Below are 19,408 nucleotides of genomic sequence, written 5' to 3' on the forward strand. Positions count from 1 at the left end.
CCTTCACAGGGGTGGGAGTTCCGAGGCGCAGAGGGTAGGGGCCCCCTAGGCCAAGGCTGGCCCCGGGAGGAGCGAGGGAAAAAGCCGCCCTATGCCCGCGAGGTCCGGAGGGGTCAGGATCCCTGCGGGGGCCTTTGGTGTGAAAAGGGCTTCATTCCCCTCGAGGGGAAAGCGCGTGGGTGTGGGGCTGGGGTGGCCTCGAGGGTTTTCACACGGTTTTCACACGCCCTCGGGATGATCTACCGGGGGTAGGTATGCGCAAAGCCCTTGTTCCAGCCCTTTTCCTAGCCTTGCTCGTGGCCCTGGCCCAGGCCCTTAACCTGGACCTCCGGCCCTATCTGGTAAAGGCGGTGGAAGGCAAGGAAACCTACGAAGAGAACCCCTTGGGCGTCAGGCCGGGCGACCTCCTGGAGTGGCGCCTCCTGGCGGAGAACCGCTCCCAAGGGGCCCTGCGCCAGGTGGCCTTGGTGATCCCCATTCCCAAGGAAACCCGCTATCTGGAGGGGACCGCCAAGCCCCTAAGCCTTGGTTCGGCCACCATCCGCCCGGAGTTCAGCTTTGACGGGGGGAAGACCTTTGGTTTCCCCCCCCTGAAGAAGCGGATCCGGGTGGTGGAAAACGGGAAGGAGGTGGAAAAGGAAGTGGAGGTCAAACCAGAGGAGTACACGCACGCCAGGTGGGTTCTCCCCGAGATGCCTAAGGGCGCCAGGGTGCAGGTGTCCCTGCGCACGGTTGTGAAGTGAAGGAGGTTTGAGGAGGATGAAGCGCATACATGTAGGGTTTCTTTTGGTCGTGCTGATGGGCCTGGCCTTGGCGGCTGGTACCCCTGCGGGTACCGCCATCACCAACCAGGCCACCGCCACCTACATAGACTCGGCCGGCCAGCCTAGGACCACCACGTCCAACCTGGTCACCACCATCGTCCAGCAGGTCTACAGCTTTACCATTACCCCTGACGGGAACAACGAGGGCAATCCCGGCCAGGTCCGCAGCGGTCTTCCCGGGTCCCAGGTGCTTTTCAACTACCGGGTGAGGAACAACGGTAACGGCACCGACACCATCAACCTGTCCATAGCCCAGGGCACCAGCGACAACTTTGACCTGCAAAACGTACGCATCCACCTGGATGCCAACTGCAACGGCAACGTGGACGCCGGGGAGGGGCAGGTCACCCAGGTGACCCTGCCGGCGGACGGCGAGGCCTGCCTGGTGGTGGCTGCGGTCATCCCCAGTGGGGCCACGTCCGGACAGTACGGCAACCTCAACTTGGTGGGAACTTCCCAAGGCAATGCCAGCGTAGTGGATAACAACAACTGGGCCCGGGCGGTGGCCACGGCCCAGGCAGCCCTTACGGCCTTCAAGGCTGCGACCCCCTCCGGAAGCGTCGCGCCTGGGACCCCCATCACCTACACCATCTCCGGCGCCAACACCGGCGGAAGTGGGGCGTACGGGTACCCCGTCACCGTGGACAGCACCTCCCGGACGGGGATCCTCATAGAGGACGTCATCCCGAATGGCCTCCGGGTGACCGCCATGCCTACTGGCTCCGCGGGGGCGGGTACCGTCCGGTTTGTCTACAACACCGGTTCCGGCTGGTCCACCCTTACGAGCTCTAACCTGCCCCTCACCGGCAACGGGACCGTCAGGATCGGCATGCTCATTGAGGGTAGCGGACCCTTCTTCCCCCAGGGAGCCCAGTACACCTTCAGCTTCCAGGCCCAGGTACCCTCGGGTGTCCCTGCCGGCACCAGCTACAGCAACTTCGCCGTGGTCCGGTTCGACGCCAACGGGGATGGGGATGCCGACGACCCCGGGGAGACCGTGACCACCAACACCACCACCAACACCGTGGGGGCTGCTTACGCGGTCCAGGTAGGGCCCTACGGGTACCCCCTTGGGAACGGTACCGGCACCTACCTGGTGGGAGCCTACACCATCACCCGGAATGCGGACCAGCAGACGGTGAGCGCCGTCTACAGCGGGACCACGGTCATCTTCCGCCACACCCTTAGGAACACGGGGAACACGGCCGATAGCTTCACCTTGAGCCCTAGCGGGCAGCCCTCGGGCTGGGCCTGCCAGCTGGTGGCCGATGACCTCGCCACGCCCATCTCTGGCCCGGTGGGTCCTGTGGCGGCGGGGGCTGACCTGAACTTTGCCTTGCGCTGCCAGGTGCCGGCGGGCTACACCAGCGCTTCTGCCATAAACATCACCGTCACAGCTACGAGCGTAGGCGATCCTTCCAAGTGGGACGCTACCCAGGACACGGTGACCCAGGTTCTCCTGGGCTATGGCGTGGATTTGGCCGCCAGGGGCCGGGCAGGGGACAATGACCAAAGCAACGATAACCCGCCAGCCCAAAGCGCCAACCCTGGCCAGGCAGCCTACTTCCCCTTGGAGGTGTACAACGCCGGTCAGAACCCAGACGTCTACAACTTGGCCGCCAGCCTGCCGAGTGGCTGGAGCGCCATCTTCTACCCGGATGCCAACTGCGACGGCATGCCCGATGGAGCGCCCATCACCAACACCGCCTTGCTGAACCCTGGCGCCAAGCAGTGCGTGGTGGCTGCGGTATCCGTACCCGCGGGTACGGCGCCCGGTAGCAACCCCGTGGGCTTCACCGCTACCAGCACCACGCTACCCGGGGTGAGCGATGTGGTTTCCAGTACGGTTACCGTGAACCTGGTGGCCCAGGTCACCTTAGACCCCGACCGTTCCGGCACCGTGACCAGCCCGGGGACCCTGGTCTACACCCACACCCTCACCAACAGCTCCAATGCCCCGGCCTACTGCGACATCTCTGGCAATGGCGGGGCCCATGGCTGGACCTACCAGTACTCCACGGACGGGAGCAACTGGTATGGGGCTTTGACGGATGTGTACGTGGCGCCCAATGGCGGCACCGCCACCATCTATGTCCGCCTCCAGGTACCCGCGGGCCAGCCTGTGGGCCGGACGGACGTGAACACCGTCACCGCCAACTGTGACGTGACCACGGGTACGCCGGACAACGTCTACGAGGCCACGGACACGGCCACGGAGACCACCACCATCGTGGGCGGGGAGCTCCGGCTGCAAAAGACCGTGGACAAGTCCACGGCCTACCCCGGGGACGTCCTCACCTACACCGTCACCGCCGAGAACATCGGTACCGGGAACCTCAAAGAGGTGAAGATCTCCGATCCCCTGCCGCACCACACCACCTTTGTGAGCATCTCCGCCACGGCCACGGGCTTCCCTGCTGGGGCCACGATCCTCTACTCCACGGACGGCACCACCTGGTCGTCCACGCCTCCCACCTCTCTGCCGGCGGGTGGGGTGGTGTACGTGGGCGTGGACACGGACGGCGACGGCAACATCACTAGCGCCGACTTCATGCTGCCTGCGGCCAAGGTCACCATCACCCTGAAGGTGCAGGTTCAGTAGCTTCTCTAGCTCCGCCCCAGGAGCCCCTGGGGCGGAGCCCCCCTCCAGGGGGCGTGCGGAAACCAGAGAGGAAGTTTTGAGAAGAGCTTTCAAAGGGTTTTCACAGGGGGTGTAGAGGATGAAGAAGGCGATGGGGATGCTGGGGCGAAACAGGATGTGGCCCAAGAGCTTTGGGGCCCTCCTCTGGCTCCTTTCCATCGCCTTCGCCCTGACCCCTGCGGGAACGGTGATCCGCAACCAGGCTGTGGCCTACGCGGGAGGGGAGCGGTACCTCTCCAACGAAGTGGAGGTTCTGGTGAGGCCCCTTTGCGTTCCCCTCCTTTCTCCTGATGGGACCACGGCCCTCCCAGGGCAAGAAGCCGGGGTGAGCCCTGGGGGGTACGCCTACCTTCCCTTCCTCCTGACCAACGGGGGGAATGACCGTTTTTCCTTGCGGCTTTCCCACCTCTTTGGTCCAAGGGACTGGAACCCCGAGGAGGTCCACCTCTACCCTGACCGTGATGGGGATGCCCTGCCCGACCCGGGGGCTTCCCCTTTGGCGGAGGTTTCCCTGGCCATGGGGGAAAGCCTCCGGCTGGTGCTGCGGGTCAAAGCCCCTTCTGGCGCTTCTGGTGCCCTTCTTTTGAGCCCGGTGGCTTCCTGCCCCGAGGGCCAGGAGGATCGGGATAACTGGGCGAGGGTGGTGGTCCAGCCGGGCCCGGTCCTGGCCCTTCAGAAGGGGATGCCCCTCGAGGCCCTCCCAGGGCAGGAGGTCCTCGTGGTCTTGAGGGTGCGCAACCTGGGGGACAGGGAGGCCCAAGGGGTGGTGGCGACCGACGCCCCCCTGCCCCTCCCCTTCGTACCCAGCTCGGCCTCGGCCCCCAAGGGACGGGTGGAGTACTGGGATGGGGCCTTATGGGCCCCTTCGGAGCCGTCTGGGGTGCGCGGGGTGCGCCTGGTCCTGGAGCGGCTAGGGGTAGGGGAGGAGGCCTTCCTTGCCTTCCGCCTCCTCGTGCCCCCAGGAACCCCCCCAGGATTCGTGGAAAACCTGGCCCGGGCCGAGGGACCTGGAGGGCCTGTGGAGGCTAGGGCTTCCCTGCGCGTCCTTCCCCTTTACGCCCACCACCTGGGGCCGAGGGGCAACCCCAGGGCCCTCCCCGGCGGGGAGGGTTCCCCCGACGACCGGCAGGCCCAGCGGGGCCTCGAGGGCCAGACCCTCTGCTTCGCTCATACCCTGGAAAACGCCGGCACGGGCCAGGACACCTACGATCTAAGGGTGGAGGGCCTTCCCCAAGGGGTGGACTTCTGGTGGGAAGGCCCCACCGGCACCCCCTTGGGCCTCCCCCTTACCCTCTCCCCAGGGGAGAGCCGGGACTTTTCCCTTTGCCTCCGCCCCTCAGCCCCCATGGGCTTTACCGCCCGGGTGGTGGCCACCTCCCGGGCCACGGGGGCCAGCAACGCCACCTGGGACCTCCTGGAGGTCCTGCCCGCCTCGGCCCTCACCCTTTGGAAGGAGGCCGACCCCCCATCGGGCACCACCCTGCGCCCGGGTCAGGAGGTGGTCTACACCCTGCGGATCCAAAACGCCTTTGCCCCCCTGCGGGGAGCCAGGGTGGAGGATGCCCTAAGCCCCTGGCTGGAGTTTGTGGAGGCCTCCCACGGGGGCCTGTGGGACCCCACCCGCCGCCTGGTGGTCTGGAACCTGGACCCCCTCCCCCTAGGGGAGACCCGCCTCACCCTGCGGGTGCGGGTGCGGGAGGATACGCCCGACGACACTCTGGTCCAAAACGCCTTTTCCCTGCGCGCCCAGGACCTGACCCAGCCCATCCTCTCTCCCCCCACCCGCCACCCCGTCTTCGGGGTACGCCTCCTCCTTCGGAAGGAGGTAAGCCCCAAAAGCGCCCGGGTGGGGGACCTCTTGCTCTACCGCCTGACCCTGGAAAACCCTTCCCCTAGTCTCCTTACCGTGCGCCTCAGGGACCTGCCTCCCCCGGGCACGGCCTACGAGCCCGGCACCGCCTTCCTGGGATGCGGCGCCTCCAAACTGCCCCTGGAACCCAAGGTGCAGGAGGGCCTCCTCCTTTGGGAGGGCCTGGAGCTCCCGGGCCGTGGCCGGATTTGCCTGGAGTACAAGCTTCGCCTCCTCCCCGGGGCCCCAGAAGAACTGGTGAACACCGCCGAGGCCCAGGGCCTAAGCGCTAACGGGGCGGCCACGGCCAGCGGCAGGGCCCAGGCTCTCGCCAGGTTGGACCTAGGCCCCTTCGCCCTGGGGGGGGTCCTCTTGGGCCGGGTCTTCCTGGACCTGGATGGGGATGGGGTTTTCGGCAAGGGGGATCTGCCCTTGCCGGGGGCCCGGATTCTCCTCAGCAACGGCACCCAGGCCCTTACCGACGCCATGGGACGGTACGCTTTCCGTAATCTTTCTGGCCTTCACCAGGTGATGCTGGACCCGGACTCCGCGCCCTTTGCTCCCCTTCCCCTGCCGGAAGGCCTGGGGGAGGGGTACCGCAAGCGGGTCCTGGTCCAGGGGGCCACGGTGGCGGACTTCCCCTTGCGGGTTCCCAAGGGGTACGTGAGGGTCTTGCGCGCCACCACCTTGCGCATGGGCCCTCTTTCCGTGGAGAAGCGGGTGGTGGAGGTGGCCGGGAAGGCCTTGGCGGAGCTACGGGTGCGCAGCCTCGAGGCCCTTCCCGAGCTGACCCTGCGGGACCCCTTGCCGGGGGGTGGGGAAAGGGTCTTTGCCTTTGGGCTCTTCCAGGGGGAGGAGGTCTTAGCCTATCCCCTGGAGCGTCCCATCCTCACTGACCCTGAGGTGCGTTGGAGGTATCCATGAGGTTTGGGCTGGTCTTGCTTCTGGCCTTTTTGCTCATCCAAGGGGTAGTTGGGGCTTCAGAAGCCCCTAAGGCAGAACTCAGGGTACGGGTATTCCTGGATCTACCAGGAGGGGAGCGGCCTGGGGAGGGGCTGTTGCGTGCGGGCGGGGAGGAGCGCCGGGTGGTGGGGGAGACGGTGCTTGCCCTGGCCCCTGGCAGGTACCCGCTGGCCTTCCTGGTCGAGGGAGCGGAGGTGGAGGGGCCTAGCGAGGTGGTTCTAGCTCCCGGGGAGAGGAGGGAGGTGGTCTACCGCCTGCGGCCCCGGGTGGAGCTGGTCCTCACGCCTCCTTCCCAGCGGCTTCCCGAGGGGGAGGAGGCCCGCTTCCTCTTGCGGGCCACCACGGACTACCCCGGGCTTTTGCCTGGGGAGCTGGCCTTGGAGCTACCGGAGGGCTTGGAGGCCCTTTCGCCCACGCGGCTTGTGGGGGTGCTTTCCCGGGGTCGGCCTGCGGAGCTTTCTGTGGCGGTGCGGGGCCCGGTGGGGCAGTACCAGGTGCGGGGGGTGCTTGCCCCCTATGGCCTGGTACGGGCGGCCGGCGTGGAGTTTTACCGTAAGGCCACCTTCGCCTTGCGCAAGGAGGCCCTGACCCCCAGGGTGGAACGGGGTGGGGAGGCCCGCTTCCGCCTCACGGTGGCTAACCAAGGGGATGAGGCCGGGCGGGTGCGTCTAAGGGACCTGGGCGGGGAGGGCCTCGAGGGTCCCGGCCTGGATCAGGAGGTTTACCTCGAGGCAGGCCAAGCCCGGAGCTATGAGGTGGCCTTCCGGGTGGTGGGGGAAGGGGTAGCGGTGAACCGGGCGGAGCTCCTGGGGCCCGAAGGGGTGGTGGCCCGGGCCGAGGCCAGGGTGGAGGTCCTCCTCCCCAAGCCCCTTCTGGCCCGCGAGCTTCCCTTCCGCCGCTATTTGCCCGGGGAGGCGGTGGAGCACCGCCTAGTGGTGCGCAACCTAGGCCAGGCCCCCCTGCGCTACGTCCTGGAGGACACCTGCCCCGACTTTCTGGAACCCTCGGGGGCCCGCTTTGAGGGCACCCTGCCCCCTGGGGGAGAAACGGTCCACACCTACCGGGCCCAGGTGCGCTTTGGCCTCGAGGCCGAAGGGGTCTGCCAGGCCCTTTTGCGCCACCAAGGGGAAGGGGTGAGGGCGGAGGTCCCCCTTGCCCGGGTGCTCCTGGACCTCCGCAAGGAGGTAAGCCCACAGCGGATCCTGGAGGGCAGCGAGGCCACCTTCCTCCTCAAGGTCCATAACCCCGCGGACCACCCCGTGCGGGTGCGGCTGCTGGACACCCCCCCCAAGGGCCTGCCCATGGAAGGGCTGGCCTGGGAGGGCCTCCTGGAGGCGGGGGAGGTTCGGATCTTCCCCCTGAAGGCCTCTGGGGTGCCTGCGGGCCTCCACGTGAACCGGGCCAGCGCCTTCGTGGGCGAGGTCCCGGCTGCCTTCCCTGCAGAAGCCTCCTTAGCCGCCCTGCCCCTGTTGCTGCCCGAGCGGCTTTCCGAGATGGCCCTGCCCTTTAGGGTGGAGGGGCGGGGGGAGGAACTCCTCCTGGCCTTCTCCCTGCCCGAGGGAGCCGAGTACGTGCCAGGAAGCGCCCGGATTCTGCGGGAGGGAAGCCTCCTTCCCCTGGCGGATCCCCTTTTCCTCCAGGAAGGGGGGAGGCTCTACTGGCGCCTTCCCTTCCAGGGGGAGGGCGAGGTGCGCTTCCTCCTCCGCCACCGGGAGGCCCTGCCCCCCCTGGCGGAGCCGGGCCTGACCCTTTTGGCCTCGGGGCGGGAGGTCCCCTTGCAGGGGGCGGCCAGCTTAGCCGAATACCGCAGGGCCAAGCCCCTCAAGGGGGAGCGGCAGGGGGCGATCCGCGAGCCCCAGGACGGCCAGGTCTTCCAGGACCAGGGGGCCATCCGGGTGGTGGTGGAGGCGCCCTTGGGGCCCCTTGTCCTTAGGGTGAACGGGGAGCCCGTGGGCCAAGACCGCCTGGGCAAGGCGGAGCTGGACGAGGGGCGGGGCTGGCAGCGGCTGGAGTACTACGGGGTGCCCCTCCGGGTGGGGCGGAACCTCCTGGAGGTGGAGGGGGTGGCCCAGGACCGCCTCGAGGTCTTCCGGGCCGGCAACCCCGTGCGCCTGCGCCTCACTTTGGTGGAGGCCAAGACCGATGGGCGCACCCCCCTCAGGGTCCTGGTGGAGGCCCTGGACGAAAACGGGCTTCCCTCGGGCTTTGGGCCCTTGAGCGTGGAAACGGATCTGGAGCCCCTGAACCCCGACGCCTTCCTGGCCCTCTCCGGCTACCAGATCCTCCTCAAGGATGGCCGGGGGGAACTCCTCCTGCGCCCCCTGGTGGCCCCGCGGGAGTTCTACGTGCGGGTGGGCTTCAACCGCCTCGAGGCCCAATCCCGCTTCTTCGCCGGGGAAGGGGCCAAGGGGCTTTGGCTGGCCCAGGGGAGCGTGGGGGTGGCTCTGAGGGACCCGGGGGCGGGCCTCCGCCTGGAGAACCTCCACCCCTTCGGCCTGGCCCGGGCCTACGCCGAGGGGCCCTTCCTTGGGGGGCAGGCCCAGGGGGCCCTGGACACCGCAGGGGGGCTTGGGCAAAAGCTCACCCAGGAGCGCTTCCCCGTCACCGGGGCCGCCGCTGAGCCCAAGCGCCCCCTCACCTCCGATGACCCCATAGCCTTCCGCTATGACCAGCCCGGCTTTACCCTTGCCTACGAGCGGGCTCCCCTAGGAGCCTCCCTTCCCGAGGCCACGGCCCTAAGGCTCAGCACCCGGGGGGAGGCCCGCCTCGAGGGTTTCCTGGCCCTCCTGCCCCGAGGGATCGTGCGGGAAACCATTCGCCCAGACGGCACCTCCTTCTACCGCCTCTCCCAGCCCCCCAGGCCGGGCTCCCTCACCCTGACCCTGGTAGAAGGCTCCAAGGAAACCCGCCTGGAGGCGGGCCGGGACTATGCGGTGGATGACCTGGGCAACCTCCAGCTCGCCCGGCCCCTCTTCCCCACCACCCCCGACCTGGCCCCCGTCTACTTGGTGGCGGAGTACGCCCCGCAAAACGCCCCCCGCGACCTCCTGGCCTACGGCCTGGGGGCGGCCTACGAGGGAGGGGGCTGGCGGTTTGGCCTTTCCGCGGCCTACCTGGGGGCCTGGCGGTATGGGGCCGAGCTCGGCTACCAGGAGGGGACGGACCGCCTGGGCATTAGGGCGGGCTACGCCGAGGGCCGCCTGAGCCTGGCCCTGGGGGCTGAGGCCCGCCTCGGGGCCTTCCGCCTCCGGGGGGATCTGCGCTCGGAGGACCTGGCCCAAGGGGTGCGGGGCCTCCAGGGGGAGGCCCGCCTGGCCTACGAGGAGGGTTCCTTGGGGGTGGCCCTGGAGCAAACCACCCCAGCCCAGACGGCCTTCCTCCTGGAGTACCGGACCAGGCCCTTTTCCTTGGGGGCCGGCCTGGGCTACCTCTGGACCGAGGGGGCCCTGGCCCTCCTGGGCCGCGCGGGGTACGAGGAGGGGGGCAGGCGGCTCCTCCTCACCCACACGCAAGCCCTGGGCCCCGCCAAGGCCATCACCCGCCTGGATGCTGGCCTTCCCCTGGACCCCAACCTGGGCCTCGAGGCGGGCCTGGCCTACACCTGGGGGGAGGGTTTTGGGGGCACCGTGGCCCTGAAGCAGCGCTTCCAGGGGGCCAACCTGGCCCTTTCCTACGAGCTCCCCACCGCCTCTGGCCAGGGCAACCGGGCCCGCTTTGGCGTGGAGGCCCCCCTGCCCTTGGACGAGCGCTGGAGCCTGAACCTGAGCGCCGGGGCCGAGCGGAGCTTCGCCAGGGGGGAAGGCCTCACCTCCTTCGGCCTTGCCGCCCGGTACAAGGCCGAGGAGTTCAGCGCCACCTTAGGGGCCGAGACCGCTTTCGCCCAGGAAACGAAGCTGGTCCTCAAGGGTGGGGCGGCAGGCAGCCTGGACCCCGAGAACACCCTTTCCGCCGACTTCGCCTACCAGGTCCTGCCCCGGCCCCAGGGCCGCTTCACCCTGGCCTACGCCCTCTTCGCCCCCCAGGCCAACCTCCTCACCTACCACCGCCTCCTCTGGGAGGGGGAGCCCGTGCTGGAGGGAGAGGCCCTCTTTGCCTACCACCAGCCGGGCTTCCAGCTCCGCCCGGGGCTCGCCTACCGGGTGAAGCCCCAGGACCCCGCGGCCAACACCTTCCAGGTGGGGCTGGGGGGCAACCTGTACCTCACGGAACGCTTTGGCCTAGGGGCTGCCCTCTACTATGTCTTCCAGCCTGCCACAGGAAGAAGCCGCCTGGCCCCCAGCGCGGAGTTCAGCCTGCGGGCCCTGGAGGGGCTTTGGCTCAATCTAGGCTACGGCTTTGGGGAAAGCCTTCTGCAGCCCGAAGGGCTTTACCTGCGCCTGGACCTCTTTGGAGGTAGCCGATGAAATTCCTAGCTCTCCTTCTCAGGCGAGCCAAATCGGTTCTGACCCGTACCTTCCCCTGGCTAAGCGGTTTGCCACTAGCCCTATTCCTTGTGCTGCTTAGGGGTAACGGTGGAGGTGGGCCCTGCGCATGTGGATTCTGTGGGGGTGCTGCCTGTACCGCTTCCCCTCACCCCATTCACCAGGCAGGGTTCTTCGCCTGGGTGTACGCCTTTTGGACAGCCTTCTTGTTCTCACTGAAGCAATGGAAGGTATGGAAGCTGATACGGAGGCCAACAGGTGCCTTTGTGTTTTTGATTGCCCTTGTTCTCCTTCCCATTAGAGGCAGCAACTTCCCAGTGATTGATCTGCCATCCCCTCCTTCCAATCCTCTCCCACTACAAGCAGGTTCCCTTGTCATCCCCATGAATGACAGTCTGCAAAACCTGAGTGGAACCCCCCTCAGTACACGTCAAAACGTGGGACCACCCCTTTAGGATGGACCTGCGCCCACGTGGATGGGCAGGTACCCATAGGAGGTGGTCCCCATGGAACAGCTTACCCCACTCATCAACGCCTTGAAGCGATACTGGAAGGCCGACCTCAGGCGCCTCACCTTCCTGGCCGCCCTGGTGATGGCTCTGGTCACCGCCCGCACCACAAGCGGCCCCAGACTCGCTCTTTCCCTCGGCTCCATAGCCAGCCCTGACCCCCGCTCCGCCTACCGAAGGTTCCAGCGGTTCTTGGCCTGGCCGGGGCTGGACGGGGAGGGCTATGCCCGCTTCATCTTCGCCCTCCTCCGACCCCAAGGGCTCCTCCTGGTCATGGACCGGACCGAGTGGGAGCTGGGGAAGAGCAAGGTCAACCTCCTGATGCTGGCCTTCCTGTACCAAGGCCTGGCCGTCCCCCTGTTCTGGAGCTTCCTTCCCCACGACGGCAACTCCTCCACCCCCGAACGCATCGCCCTGATGGAGAGGGCCTTGGCTTTCCTGAGGGCCCACTTCCCCCACCTCCGGGTGGAGGGGTTCCTGGCGGATCGGGAGTTCATAGGGGAGGCGTGGTTCCGGTACCTGGAGGAGAAGGGCATCCCCCGGTGCATCCGAATCAAGGCCAACACCCGGATGTGGCGGTTGGGCTCGGGCCCTCGGGCCTGGGAGCTCTTTGCCTCCCTGAAGGTGGGAGAGAGCCGGGTGCCCAGGCGGCGGTACTGGGTCTACGGGCGGCGCATGTGGGTGGTGGGGTTGCGCCTTGGGGTCCGGGAGTGGCTGATTGTGGCTACGGACCTGGACCCTCACCGGGTGCTGGAGGTGTACGGGCTCAGGTGGGGGATAGAGCGGCTCTTTGGGGCCCTGAAGGGGCGGGGATTTGACCTGGAGGCCACGCACGTGACGCGGGGGGAGAGGCTTTCGCGGCTTTTGGTCCCCTTGAGCCTGGCCTTCGTGTGGGCGTTTCGGACGGGGCTTGTGCTGCACCGGGTGCGTCCGGTGAGGCCCAAGAAGCACGGGAGGCTGGGACAGAGCCTCTTCCGGGCGGGGCTGGACCTGCTCACCCTTTGGGCGCTTGCCCTCTGGGGTGCAGGGGGAGGAAGGCGCGGAAGTCCCTTGGGGTTATGCCCTATGGAGGTTTTGACGTGTACATAGGGAACCCCCTTTAACCTAGCTGCCTATGGTCTGGTCAACCACTTGCTCCAAAACAAGATTCCCGTGTACTGGGTCATTCGCTCAGGGAAGCCCAAAGATGGAGTGGACTTCTCGGCACGCGCAGAGCGCGTTTTACCCTCTGCCCTAGCTGAGAGCAACCTTAACTTCTCAGGGGGGCCTTTTGTTGTTCCTGCAGAGTTTGCCGATCAAGCCGTCACGCTGGCGACGAATTTTGGTAGGCAAGTAGCTGTTTACCGCCTTAAGGAGGATGTAACTGCAGATGTCCGTTACATCCTAACTTTTAAACCCAGGATTTTGGTCCACTACGACAATTCCACAATCCACACAAGTATTCTTCTTGCTGCGGGCTTCCCAACGACATCCTACCAAACAGCTACCCAAACCACTCAGCTAAGCTCTAATAGCTGTTTCACATTGCACACAGCTCCCCATACCACCACCCCCATTCCTGGAGCTGGCGATTTTGTTAGCAGTGGCGGCAACCTCATGGCCCAATGTCAAGCCATTTTCTGGTACGAAAATCAATACAGTTTCCAAATAAACGGAAATATGCAGATAGATAACAGAAATCTAGTTCTGTCATATCCTAACCCCGACTTGCACTTCAGCCAGTTCACGGGGACTTTAGACCCGAATCCGGGAGGCTCAGAGGAAGACTGGAGGGTGGTGGGTTCCCTAAAGAACAACGCCCATCCCCATGCCCTGGCCGTTTTGTCGGGTACCACGTATTACCAGGCTACAGCTTCCAAGCACTTTTCTGGAGCCGGTGGAATGGTGTTTTACCTTGGCGGTCACAATTATAACGATAACAACCTGCCTTCCTATAATGGGAGGCGGATGTTTTTGAACACGGTTTTTGTGCCCTCTACACGACCCCAAACCTGCGGCCTTTTGTTCGGCATGCTACGCGGTAGCGTCTTTTTGGACTTAGATGCGGACGGCATCTGGGATGCCGGTGAGCCCCCCTTACCGGGTATTTCCGTGAACCTGACCGGTCCTGAAAACCGTACCCTGACTACAAGCAACTCTGGTTCCTTCGCTGCGGGTGTGGATTTGGGAACTTACCAAGTAACTGTGGTAGTACCCTCTTGGGCTCAAGTAACCACTGGGAATGCTATCCAAACCCTTAACGTACTTCCTTACAGGGTCAACCAAACCACCCCTGTGGGTTTGACATACCAAGCATCTCCCTTGTCTGGGCAACTGGTGATCAATGAGCTCCTTTTCCGCCAACGTTCAGGAGATGTGGATGAGTTCATTGAGCTTTACAACGCGGGCTCCAGTCCGGTGGACCTTACAGGCTTTCGCCTCATGGATGGTAATATTTTGATTAACTTGCCCAATCTCTTGGATGGTACTGGCTCCATCACCGGTTCCAACACGCCCTTTTCCTTCCCCTCAGGCACCGTTTTGGGGCCGGGAGAGTACCTGGTAGTTTGGGTGGGAAGTCCCTCAACAGAACGGAATGCCCCTGGAGCGCGTTACCAGTTCTACCTAGCCCAAACCCAACCCCGCCTGAACGACAGTGGGGATGACCTTTGGCTTTACGATGCACAGCTTCGCCTGGTGGACTATGTGGCCTGGGGTAGCTTTTCCGAGAACTACTACCCACGCCACCTGTGGGACGCCAGCTACCAGGCCAACCTGGTTTCTGTGGGTCCTGGCCAGTCCATCAGCCTGACCCCTAACGGCCAGGACACCCACACCTCGGCCTGTTGGGAGCCCACCACCAGCAACCAGGCCCAAGGGCGGTGCCTGGGGTGGTTGCCCACTGTGGACACCGATGAGGTTGCGGGCAGGATTACCAGCGTGGGCCGCAACAACAACGGCTTTACCGTAGCGGGGTTCGTCTACCACGACCGCCAGCCCAATGGGATGCGGGACCCCGCCGAGGACTGGTCGGATGGGGCCACGATCTGGGTGAAGCTGGTCCAAGGAAGCACTGTGGTGGCCACGGCCCAGGTGGACCCGGGGAGCGGGGCCTTTGGGTTCCAGGGGGTTATGCCGGGGAGCTACACCCTGCTGGTGGACAATAACAGCTCTACCTCGGACCTCACCCCCACCCCCCCTTCGGGCTGGCTTTTCGTCACGCCCCCCGGGGGAAGCCTTTCCGTGAATGTGAGCGGCAACGTCCAGGGCCTCCTCTTTGGCCTCTTCCAGGGTAGCCTGGTGGAGGGCCGGGTGTTCTGGGACGACGGCCTGGGTGGGGGTGTGGCCAACGACGCCCTGCAAAACGGCGGGGAAGGAGGCGTGGGCGGCGTGGAGGTACGGGCCACGGACGGGGCGAACCTCCGCACCGCCCTCACGGATGGGGCTGGGTTCTACCGCCTCTACCTGCCCGCCTCCTGGGGGAGTGTGGTCCTCTCTCACCCCCTGCGCCCGGCCACGGGCTGGAACGACGGGAGCGTGGCGCAGAGGGTAACCTCCTGGTCCCAGGCTGCAAGCCCTTCCTCCCCTGGGGCCCAGGTGGCCCTGGGGGCGGCCTCGAACCTGGCGGGAAGCACCCTGGTCCGCAACTTTGGCGCGGTGCGGGAAAGCCGCCTCTACCCGGATGGCTCGGGGCAGACGGGCTCCCCTGGGGTCTACACCTTCGCCCACAGCTACCGGCCCGGCACCCTGGGGAGCGTGGTCTTTTCCCTGGCCTCCCCGCCCCGCTACGCCTACCAGGTGCGGCTGGATGCGAACTGCAACGGCTCCTTTGACCCGGGGGAGGGCTGGACCCCCTTCCCGGCCAGCTTGGCCGTGGGCCCCACCTGGCCCCGGGAGCCCGATGGGAGCCTGAGGGCCTGCGCCCTCGAGGTGCGGGCCCTGGTCCCCGCGGGGGAGCCCCAGGGGGCTGTGGACGTGGCCCTGGTGCAGGCCACCCTCACCTGGGCCAACCTGGCCTCCGTTCAGGAGGTGGATGGCCTCACGGATACCCTCCAGGTGGTGGGGGGAGAGGTGCGCCTCAGCAAGCGGGTGCGCAACGTGACCCAGGGCACCCCCTTGGGCACCACGGGACAGGGGAGGCCGGGGGACATCCTGGAGTACTGCATCGCCTACCGCAACCTAGGCACTTCCCCCGTGGGGAGCTTTACCCTAACCGACCCGGTCCCCTTCTTCACCAATCCCGAGAGCAGCGTGGGGGACTATGGGAACCGGGCCATCCGCTGGGTGCAAGGGGGCACCACCTCCTTCCTGACCGCGGCCCAGGACGGGGATGCGGGGGAGATTGTGGGAGGGGTGGTCCGGGTTCTTGTGGGGAGCCTGGGTCCCGGTGGGGAAGGGGAGGTGTGCTACCGGGTGCGGGTGCGCTGAGGGGTTGGGTTTTGGTTTTCAGTCCAGGATCTCGGACGCGTGACGGATGGCCCTGGCCCTTTTGCCTTCGAGCTCCAGGAAGATGTAGCTCACCCGCAGGGGTCCCGAGGCCGGCCTGAGGGCCAGGCCCTTGGGGGGAAGCCTGCGCCTCAGGGCCTCCACCAGGAAGTCGGGCTCGTACCCCTGGTAGCCCCCATCCGCCCCCACCATGCCCACGTCGGAAACGTAGGCCGTCCCCTTGGGCAGGACGCGGGCGTCCTGGGTGGCCACGTGGGTGTGGGTGCCGAGGAGGGCGGAGATCTGCCCGTCAAAGAGGTAGGTGCACCCCAGCTTCTCGAACACGGACTCGGAGTGGAAGTCCACCAGGACCGGCACCTCCCGCTACCCCTCCAGGAGGGCCTCCAGGGCCTCGAGGGGATCCCCCGCCAGGGGCAGGGCGCTCCGGCCGGCCAGGTTCACCACCAAAAGCTCCCTTCCCCCCTTGCGCAGGAGGAGGCTTCCCTTGCCGGGGGCGTGGCGGCTATAGTTGAGGGGCCTTAGGACCCGGGCGTGCCCCAGGACCATCTCCGCCTCCGGCGGGTCAAAGGAGTGGTTCCCCCCCGTGAGGGCGTCCACCCCCAGGCGCACCAGGCGCTCCACGCTCTCGGGCCGCATGCCCGCCTTCCCCAGCTCGGGGACCGTGAGGTCCAGGTTCTCCCCGTTGGCTACCACGAAGTCGGGCTCCAGCTCCCGCCTCAGCCGGGGCAACTCCCGCTCCAGGGCCCTTACCCCCGGCTCCCCCACCACGTCGCCGAAAAAGAGCACCCTCATCCCCGCACGCCTCCTTCCATAAGGGTTTCCAGAATCCTCCGGTGGAAGAGGAGGAAGAGGACCAGGGTGGGCAGGGTGGCCAGCACGGAGGCCGCCATGAGGGGCCCCCAGGCGTTGGACCCTTCCCCCCCGGCAAAGCGCTGCACGGCCACCGTGAGCACGTACATCTCCGGCCGGTTGGCCACCAGCATGGGCCAGACGAACTGGTTCCAGGCCCCGATGAAGAGGGTGAGGAAAAGGGCCAGGAGGGTGGGGCGGTTGGCGGGGAGGAGGACCCGGAGGAGGAGGTCCTTGGTCCCCGCCCCGTCCACGATGGCCGCCTCGAGGATCTCCCTGGGAAAGCCCAGGAAGTGCTGCCGGAGGAGGAAGGCGGCGTACCCCGCGGTGAGCATGGGCAGGATGAGGCCCGGGAAGGTGTTGAGGAGGCCCAGGCGGGCCACCAGGAGGTAGCTCGGCAGGTAGGTGACCACGAAGGGGACCAGCATGCTGAGGACGAAAAGGCCCAAGAAGAACCCCCCCAGGGGCGGCCGCCGGAAGGCGAAGGCATACCCGGCCAGGACCCCCAGGAGGACCTGGCCCAGGGCCGAGCCCAGGGCGAAGGCCAGGGTGTTCAGGGTGTACCGGGCCCAGGGGAGCTTCTCCAGGACCACCCGGTAGTTCTCCAGGGTCAGGGGGTGGGCGAAGGGCCAGGGGCTGGTGAAGAGGGCCTGGGGCGGGGTTAGGCTCAGGCCCACCTGGTAGGCGAAGGGGAGGAGGGTGAGCCCCGCCGCCAGAAGGAGCAGGAGGTGGGGAAGGAGCCGCCTACCCATACCCCCTCCGGCCCAACAGGTAGAGCTGCCCCAGGATGAGGGCCCCAAGCCCCAGGGTGAGGAGGACGGCCTGGGCCGCGGCCACCCCGGCCCGGAAAAAGCGGAAGGCCTCCTGGTAGACGGCGTACATGAGGTGGGAGGTGTGGCCGAAGGGCCCCCCTTGGGTCATGACCTCCACGGGCACGAAGGCGTAGTCCAGGGCGCTGGCCAGGGCGCTCAGGAGGAGGAAAAGGAGGGTGGGGAAGAGGAGGGGGAGGAGGACGTGCCGCAGGAGGGGCCAGCCCTGGGCCCCATCCACCCGGGCGGCCTCCAGGACCTCCCGGGGGAGGGCCTTGAGCCCCGCCAGGGCGATGAGGTAGTGGAAGCCCAGGAACTTCCAGTTGGCCACCAGGGCTATGGCGGGAAGGGCGTACCGGGGGTCCGCCAGGAAGTTTGGGGCAGGAAGCCCCAGGGCGGCCAGGCCCTTGGCCAGGGGTCCGGCGGCGGGCAGGTAGAGGTACAGCCACACCAGGGCGGCCACGGAGACCGCGGCCACCGTGGGGGCAAAGAGGAGGGCCTGGTACAGCTCGGCCCAACGCCCCTTCACCTGCAAGGTCAGGAGGGCCAGGCCCAGGGGGAGGAGGAAGTTGCCCAGGAGGGCCAGGCCCATGTAGAGGAGGCTTTGCCGGAGGAGCTGGCCGAAGAGGGGGTCCTGGAGGAGGAGGCGGTAGTTGGCAAGCCCCACGAACTCGGCCTTGGGCCGCACCAGGTTCCAGTCGTGGAGGCTCAGCCAGAGGTTGTAGAGGAGGGGCCAGTAGACGAAGACGAGGAGGAGTAGGAGGCCTGGGGCCAGGAGGAGGAGGGCCTCGAGGTCGGCCTGCCTCCTCCGGCCCCCTTGGCCCAAGCCCCTGGCCGCCCCTACTCCCTGCACCGCTCCGTCCCGATCAGGCGGTTGATCTCCGCCGCCGCCTCCTTGAGGGCTGCCTCAGGGGTGGCCTGGCCCGCCAAGGCCTTCTGCACCGCCCGGAAGAGGGTCTGGCTGGCGGCAAGGCCGTTGGGGCCGGGGAAGCCGGTCCAGGGAGCCGTGAAGGGGAGCTGCTCCACCGCTACCCTTTGGATGGGGTTCTTCTCCACAAAGTCCTTCAGGTACCGGGGGTCGCGGATGAGCTCGGGGAGAAGGGGGACGTACCCTGTCCCCTTGGTCCAGAGGGTGAACCCCTCGGGGCTGGTGAGGAACTGGATGAACTTCCAGGCCGCCTCCTGCCTCTTGGGGTCCTGGCTGAAGACCATGAGCACGTTCCCCCCGCTGGGCAGGGCCGGGGGCTTGCCCCCGAAGGTGGGGAAGCGGGTCGCCCGGAGCTCAAACCGCCCCCGGGTCTGCTCCTGGAGCCCGGCCCGGCGGGCGATGGTGGTCATGAAGCTGGCGGCCTCCCCTGCTAGGAAGGCCTGCTCCCCCTGCTGAAGGGGCACCCCCAGGGCGAGCCCTTCCCGGACCAAGCCCGCCCACATCCCCAAGGCCTCGGCGGCCTCCTTGCTGTCCAAGCCCGTGCGGAAGAACCCCCCTTCGCAGCGGAGGAGGGTTCCCCCGTTGGAGCGGATGAGGGCCTCCACCGCCCAGTTGTCGTCCAGGAGGATGAGGTAGATGCCGTACTTGCCTGTGCGTTCCTTGATCTGCCGGGCAGCCCGCCGCCACCCCTCCCAGGTGGCGGGGGGACGGTCAGGGTCCAGGCCGGCGCGGCGGAAGAGGTCGGCGTTGTAGTAGGCCACGATGTTGGAAAGGGAGTAGGGCATCCCCACCAGGACCCCGTCCACCTGGCCCAGGGCCAGGACGTTAGGGGCGAAGCGGCGAAGGTGCCTTTCCCCGCCGTAGCGCTTGGCCAGCTCGTCTATGGGCACGTAGGGCAGGTTCTTGGCGGCGTAGCGGGTGTAGAGGTAGCCCATCTGCACCACGTCTGGGGGGTTGCCCGCTGCCAGGGCCGCCTGGAGGTTCTGCAGCAGGCCGGTGTAGGCGTTGGGATTGTAGCGCTCTTCCACCTTGATCCCCGGGTTCCGCCGCTCAAACTCCCGGATGAGTTCCCTAAGGGCGGGCAGGCCGAAGACCTCGGTGTTGATGTGCCAGTACTGGAGGGTGATGGGGGCTTGGGCCAGGGACAGGCCCGCCGCCACCACAAACCCAAGAAGCCCCTTCATCCCCTT

General features: G+C 66.9%; 9 protein-coding genes and 2 pseudogenes. 7 read left to right on the top strand and 4 right to left on the bottom strand.

Annotated features, from left to right (window positions below; translation table 11 throughout):
• Window positions 1–254: 254 nt before the first annotated feature.
• The 7 genes and pseudogenes from TCCBUS3UF1_RS00825 to TCCBUS3UF1_RS11550 all read left to right on the top strand — a co-directional run bounded on the left by TCCBUS3UF1_RS00825 (window position 255) and on the right by TCCBUS3UF1_RS11550 (window position 15,614).
• Window positions 255–743, top strand: coding sequence for a hypothetical protein (locus tag TCCBUS3UF1_RS00825; protein ID WP_014514589.1), 489 nt, complete (start codon window positions 255–257; stop codon window positions 741–743).
• A 16-nt stretch (window positions 744–759) separates the two neighbouring features.
• Complete coding sequence (locus TCCBUS3UF1_RS00830) at window positions 760–3,426, top strand: DUF11 domain-containing protein (protein ID WP_014514590.1); 2,667 nt, start codon at window positions 760–762, stop codon at window positions 3,424–3,426.
• Between the two features lie 118 nt (window positions 3,427–3,544).
• Entirely contained in the window at window positions 3,545–6,238 is a 2,694-nt protein-coding gene (locus TCCBUS3UF1_RS00835; protein ID WP_231291401.1) for a hypothetical protein, read from the top strand.
• Window positions 6,235–10,680 carry a hypothetical protein gene (locus tag TCCBUS3UF1_RS00840; RefSeq protein WP_014514592.1) on the top strand — a complete coding sequence of 1,482 codons (4,446 nt, stop codon included), beginning with the start codon at window positions 6,235–6,237 and terminating at the stop codon, window positions 10,678–10,680. Before TCCBUS3UF1_RS00835 ends, TCCBUS3UF1_RS00840 begins: the two co-directional genes overlap by 4 nt.
• Before the next feature lie 524 nt (window positions 10,681–11,204).
• Window positions 11,205–12,296, top strand: coding sequence for an IS4 family transposase (locus tag TCCBUS3UF1_RS00845; protein WP_014514485.1), 1,092 nt, complete (start codon window positions 11,205–11,207; stop codon window positions 12,294–12,296).
• Window positions 12,297–13,217: 921 nt separating this feature from the next.
• Window positions 13,218–13,844: pseudogene (locus tag TCCBUS3UF1_RS12410) on the top strand (lamin tail domain-containing protein); the annotation flags it as partial.
• A gap of 39 nt (window positions 13,845–13,883) precedes the next feature.
• Window positions 13,884–15,614: a hypothetical protein gene (locus tag TCCBUS3UF1_RS11550; protein ID WP_050802017.1), complete on the top strand. Its 1,731-nt coding sequence runs from the start codon at window positions 13,884–13,886 to the stop codon at window positions 15,612–15,614.
• 18 nt (window positions 15,615–15,632) lie between these two features.
• Here the strand turns inward: TCCBUS3UF1_RS11550 and TCCBUS3UF1_RS11965 are convergent.
• From TCCBUS3UF1_RS11965 to TCCBUS3UF1_RS00870, 4 genes and pseudogenes are all read right to left on the bottom strand, one after another.
• Window positions 15,633–16,424, bottom strand: a pseudogene (locus tag TCCBUS3UF1_RS11965) (YmdB family metallophosphoesterase).
• A complete protein-coding gene (locus tag TCCBUS3UF1_RS00860; protein ID WP_014514596.1) occupies window positions 16,421–17,233 on the bottom strand; it encodes a carbohydrate ABC transporter permease in 813 nt (270 codons plus the stop codon). Before TCCBUS3UF1_RS00860 ends, TCCBUS3UF1_RS11965 begins: the two are co-directional and overlap by 4 nt.
• Window positions 17,226–18,143 carry a carbohydrate ABC transporter permease gene (locus TCCBUS3UF1_RS00865; RefSeq protein WP_014514597.1) on the bottom strand — a complete coding sequence of 306 codons (918 nt, stop codon included), beginning with the start codon at window positions 18,141–18,143 and terminating at the stop codon, window positions 17,226–17,228. The genes TCCBUS3UF1_RS00860 and TCCBUS3UF1_RS00865 overlap by 8 nt, the downstream gene beginning before the upstream one ends.
• Entirely contained in the window at window positions 18,131–19,402 is a 1,272-nt protein-coding gene (locus TCCBUS3UF1_RS00870) for an ABC transporter substrate-binding protein (protein WP_041433630.1), read from the bottom strand. The genes TCCBUS3UF1_RS00865 and TCCBUS3UF1_RS00870 overlap by 13 nt, the downstream gene beginning before the upstream one ends.
• Window positions 19,403–19,408: the final 6 nt, after the last annotated feature.

The organism is Thermus sp. CCB_US3_UF1 (genome assembly GCF_000236585.1).
In the GTDB taxonomy this organism is placed as follows: domain Bacteria; phylum Deinococcota; class Deinococci; order Deinococcales; family Thermaceae; genus Thermus.

Excerpts from the sequence above, each read along its gene's own strand:
- TCCBUS3UF1_RS00830 (WP_014514590.1), top strand. The coding sequence starts at position 760 with ATGAAGCGCATACATGTAGGGTTTCTTTTGGTCGTGCTGATGGGCCTG.
- TCCBUS3UF1_RS00870 (WP_041433630.1), bottom strand. The coding sequence starts at position 19,402 with ATGAAGGGGCTTCTTGGGTTTGTGGTGGCGGCGGGCCTGTCCCTGGCC.
- TCCBUS3UF1_RS00860 (WP_014514596.1), bottom strand. The coding sequence starts at position 17,233 with ATGGGTAGGCGGCTCCTTCCCCACCTCCTGCTCCTTCTGGCGGCGGGG.
- TCCBUS3UF1_RS00845 (WP_014514485.1), top strand. The coding sequence starts at position 11,205 with ATGGAACAGCTTACCCCACTCATCAACGCCTTGAAGCGATACTGGAAG.
- TCCBUS3UF1_RS00840 (WP_014514592.1), top strand. The coding sequence starts at position 6,235 with ATGAGGTTTGGGCTGGTCTTGCTTCTGGCCTTTTTGCTCATCCAAGGG.
- TCCBUS3UF1_RS00825 (WP_014514589.1), top strand. The coding sequence starts at position 255 with ATGCGCAAAGCCCTTGTTCCAGCCCTTTTCCTAGCCTTGCTCGTGGCC.
- TCCBUS3UF1_RS00835 (WP_231291401.1), top strand. The coding sequence starts at position 3,545 with ATGAAGAAGGCGATGGGGATGCTGGGGCGAAACAGGATGTGGCCCAAG.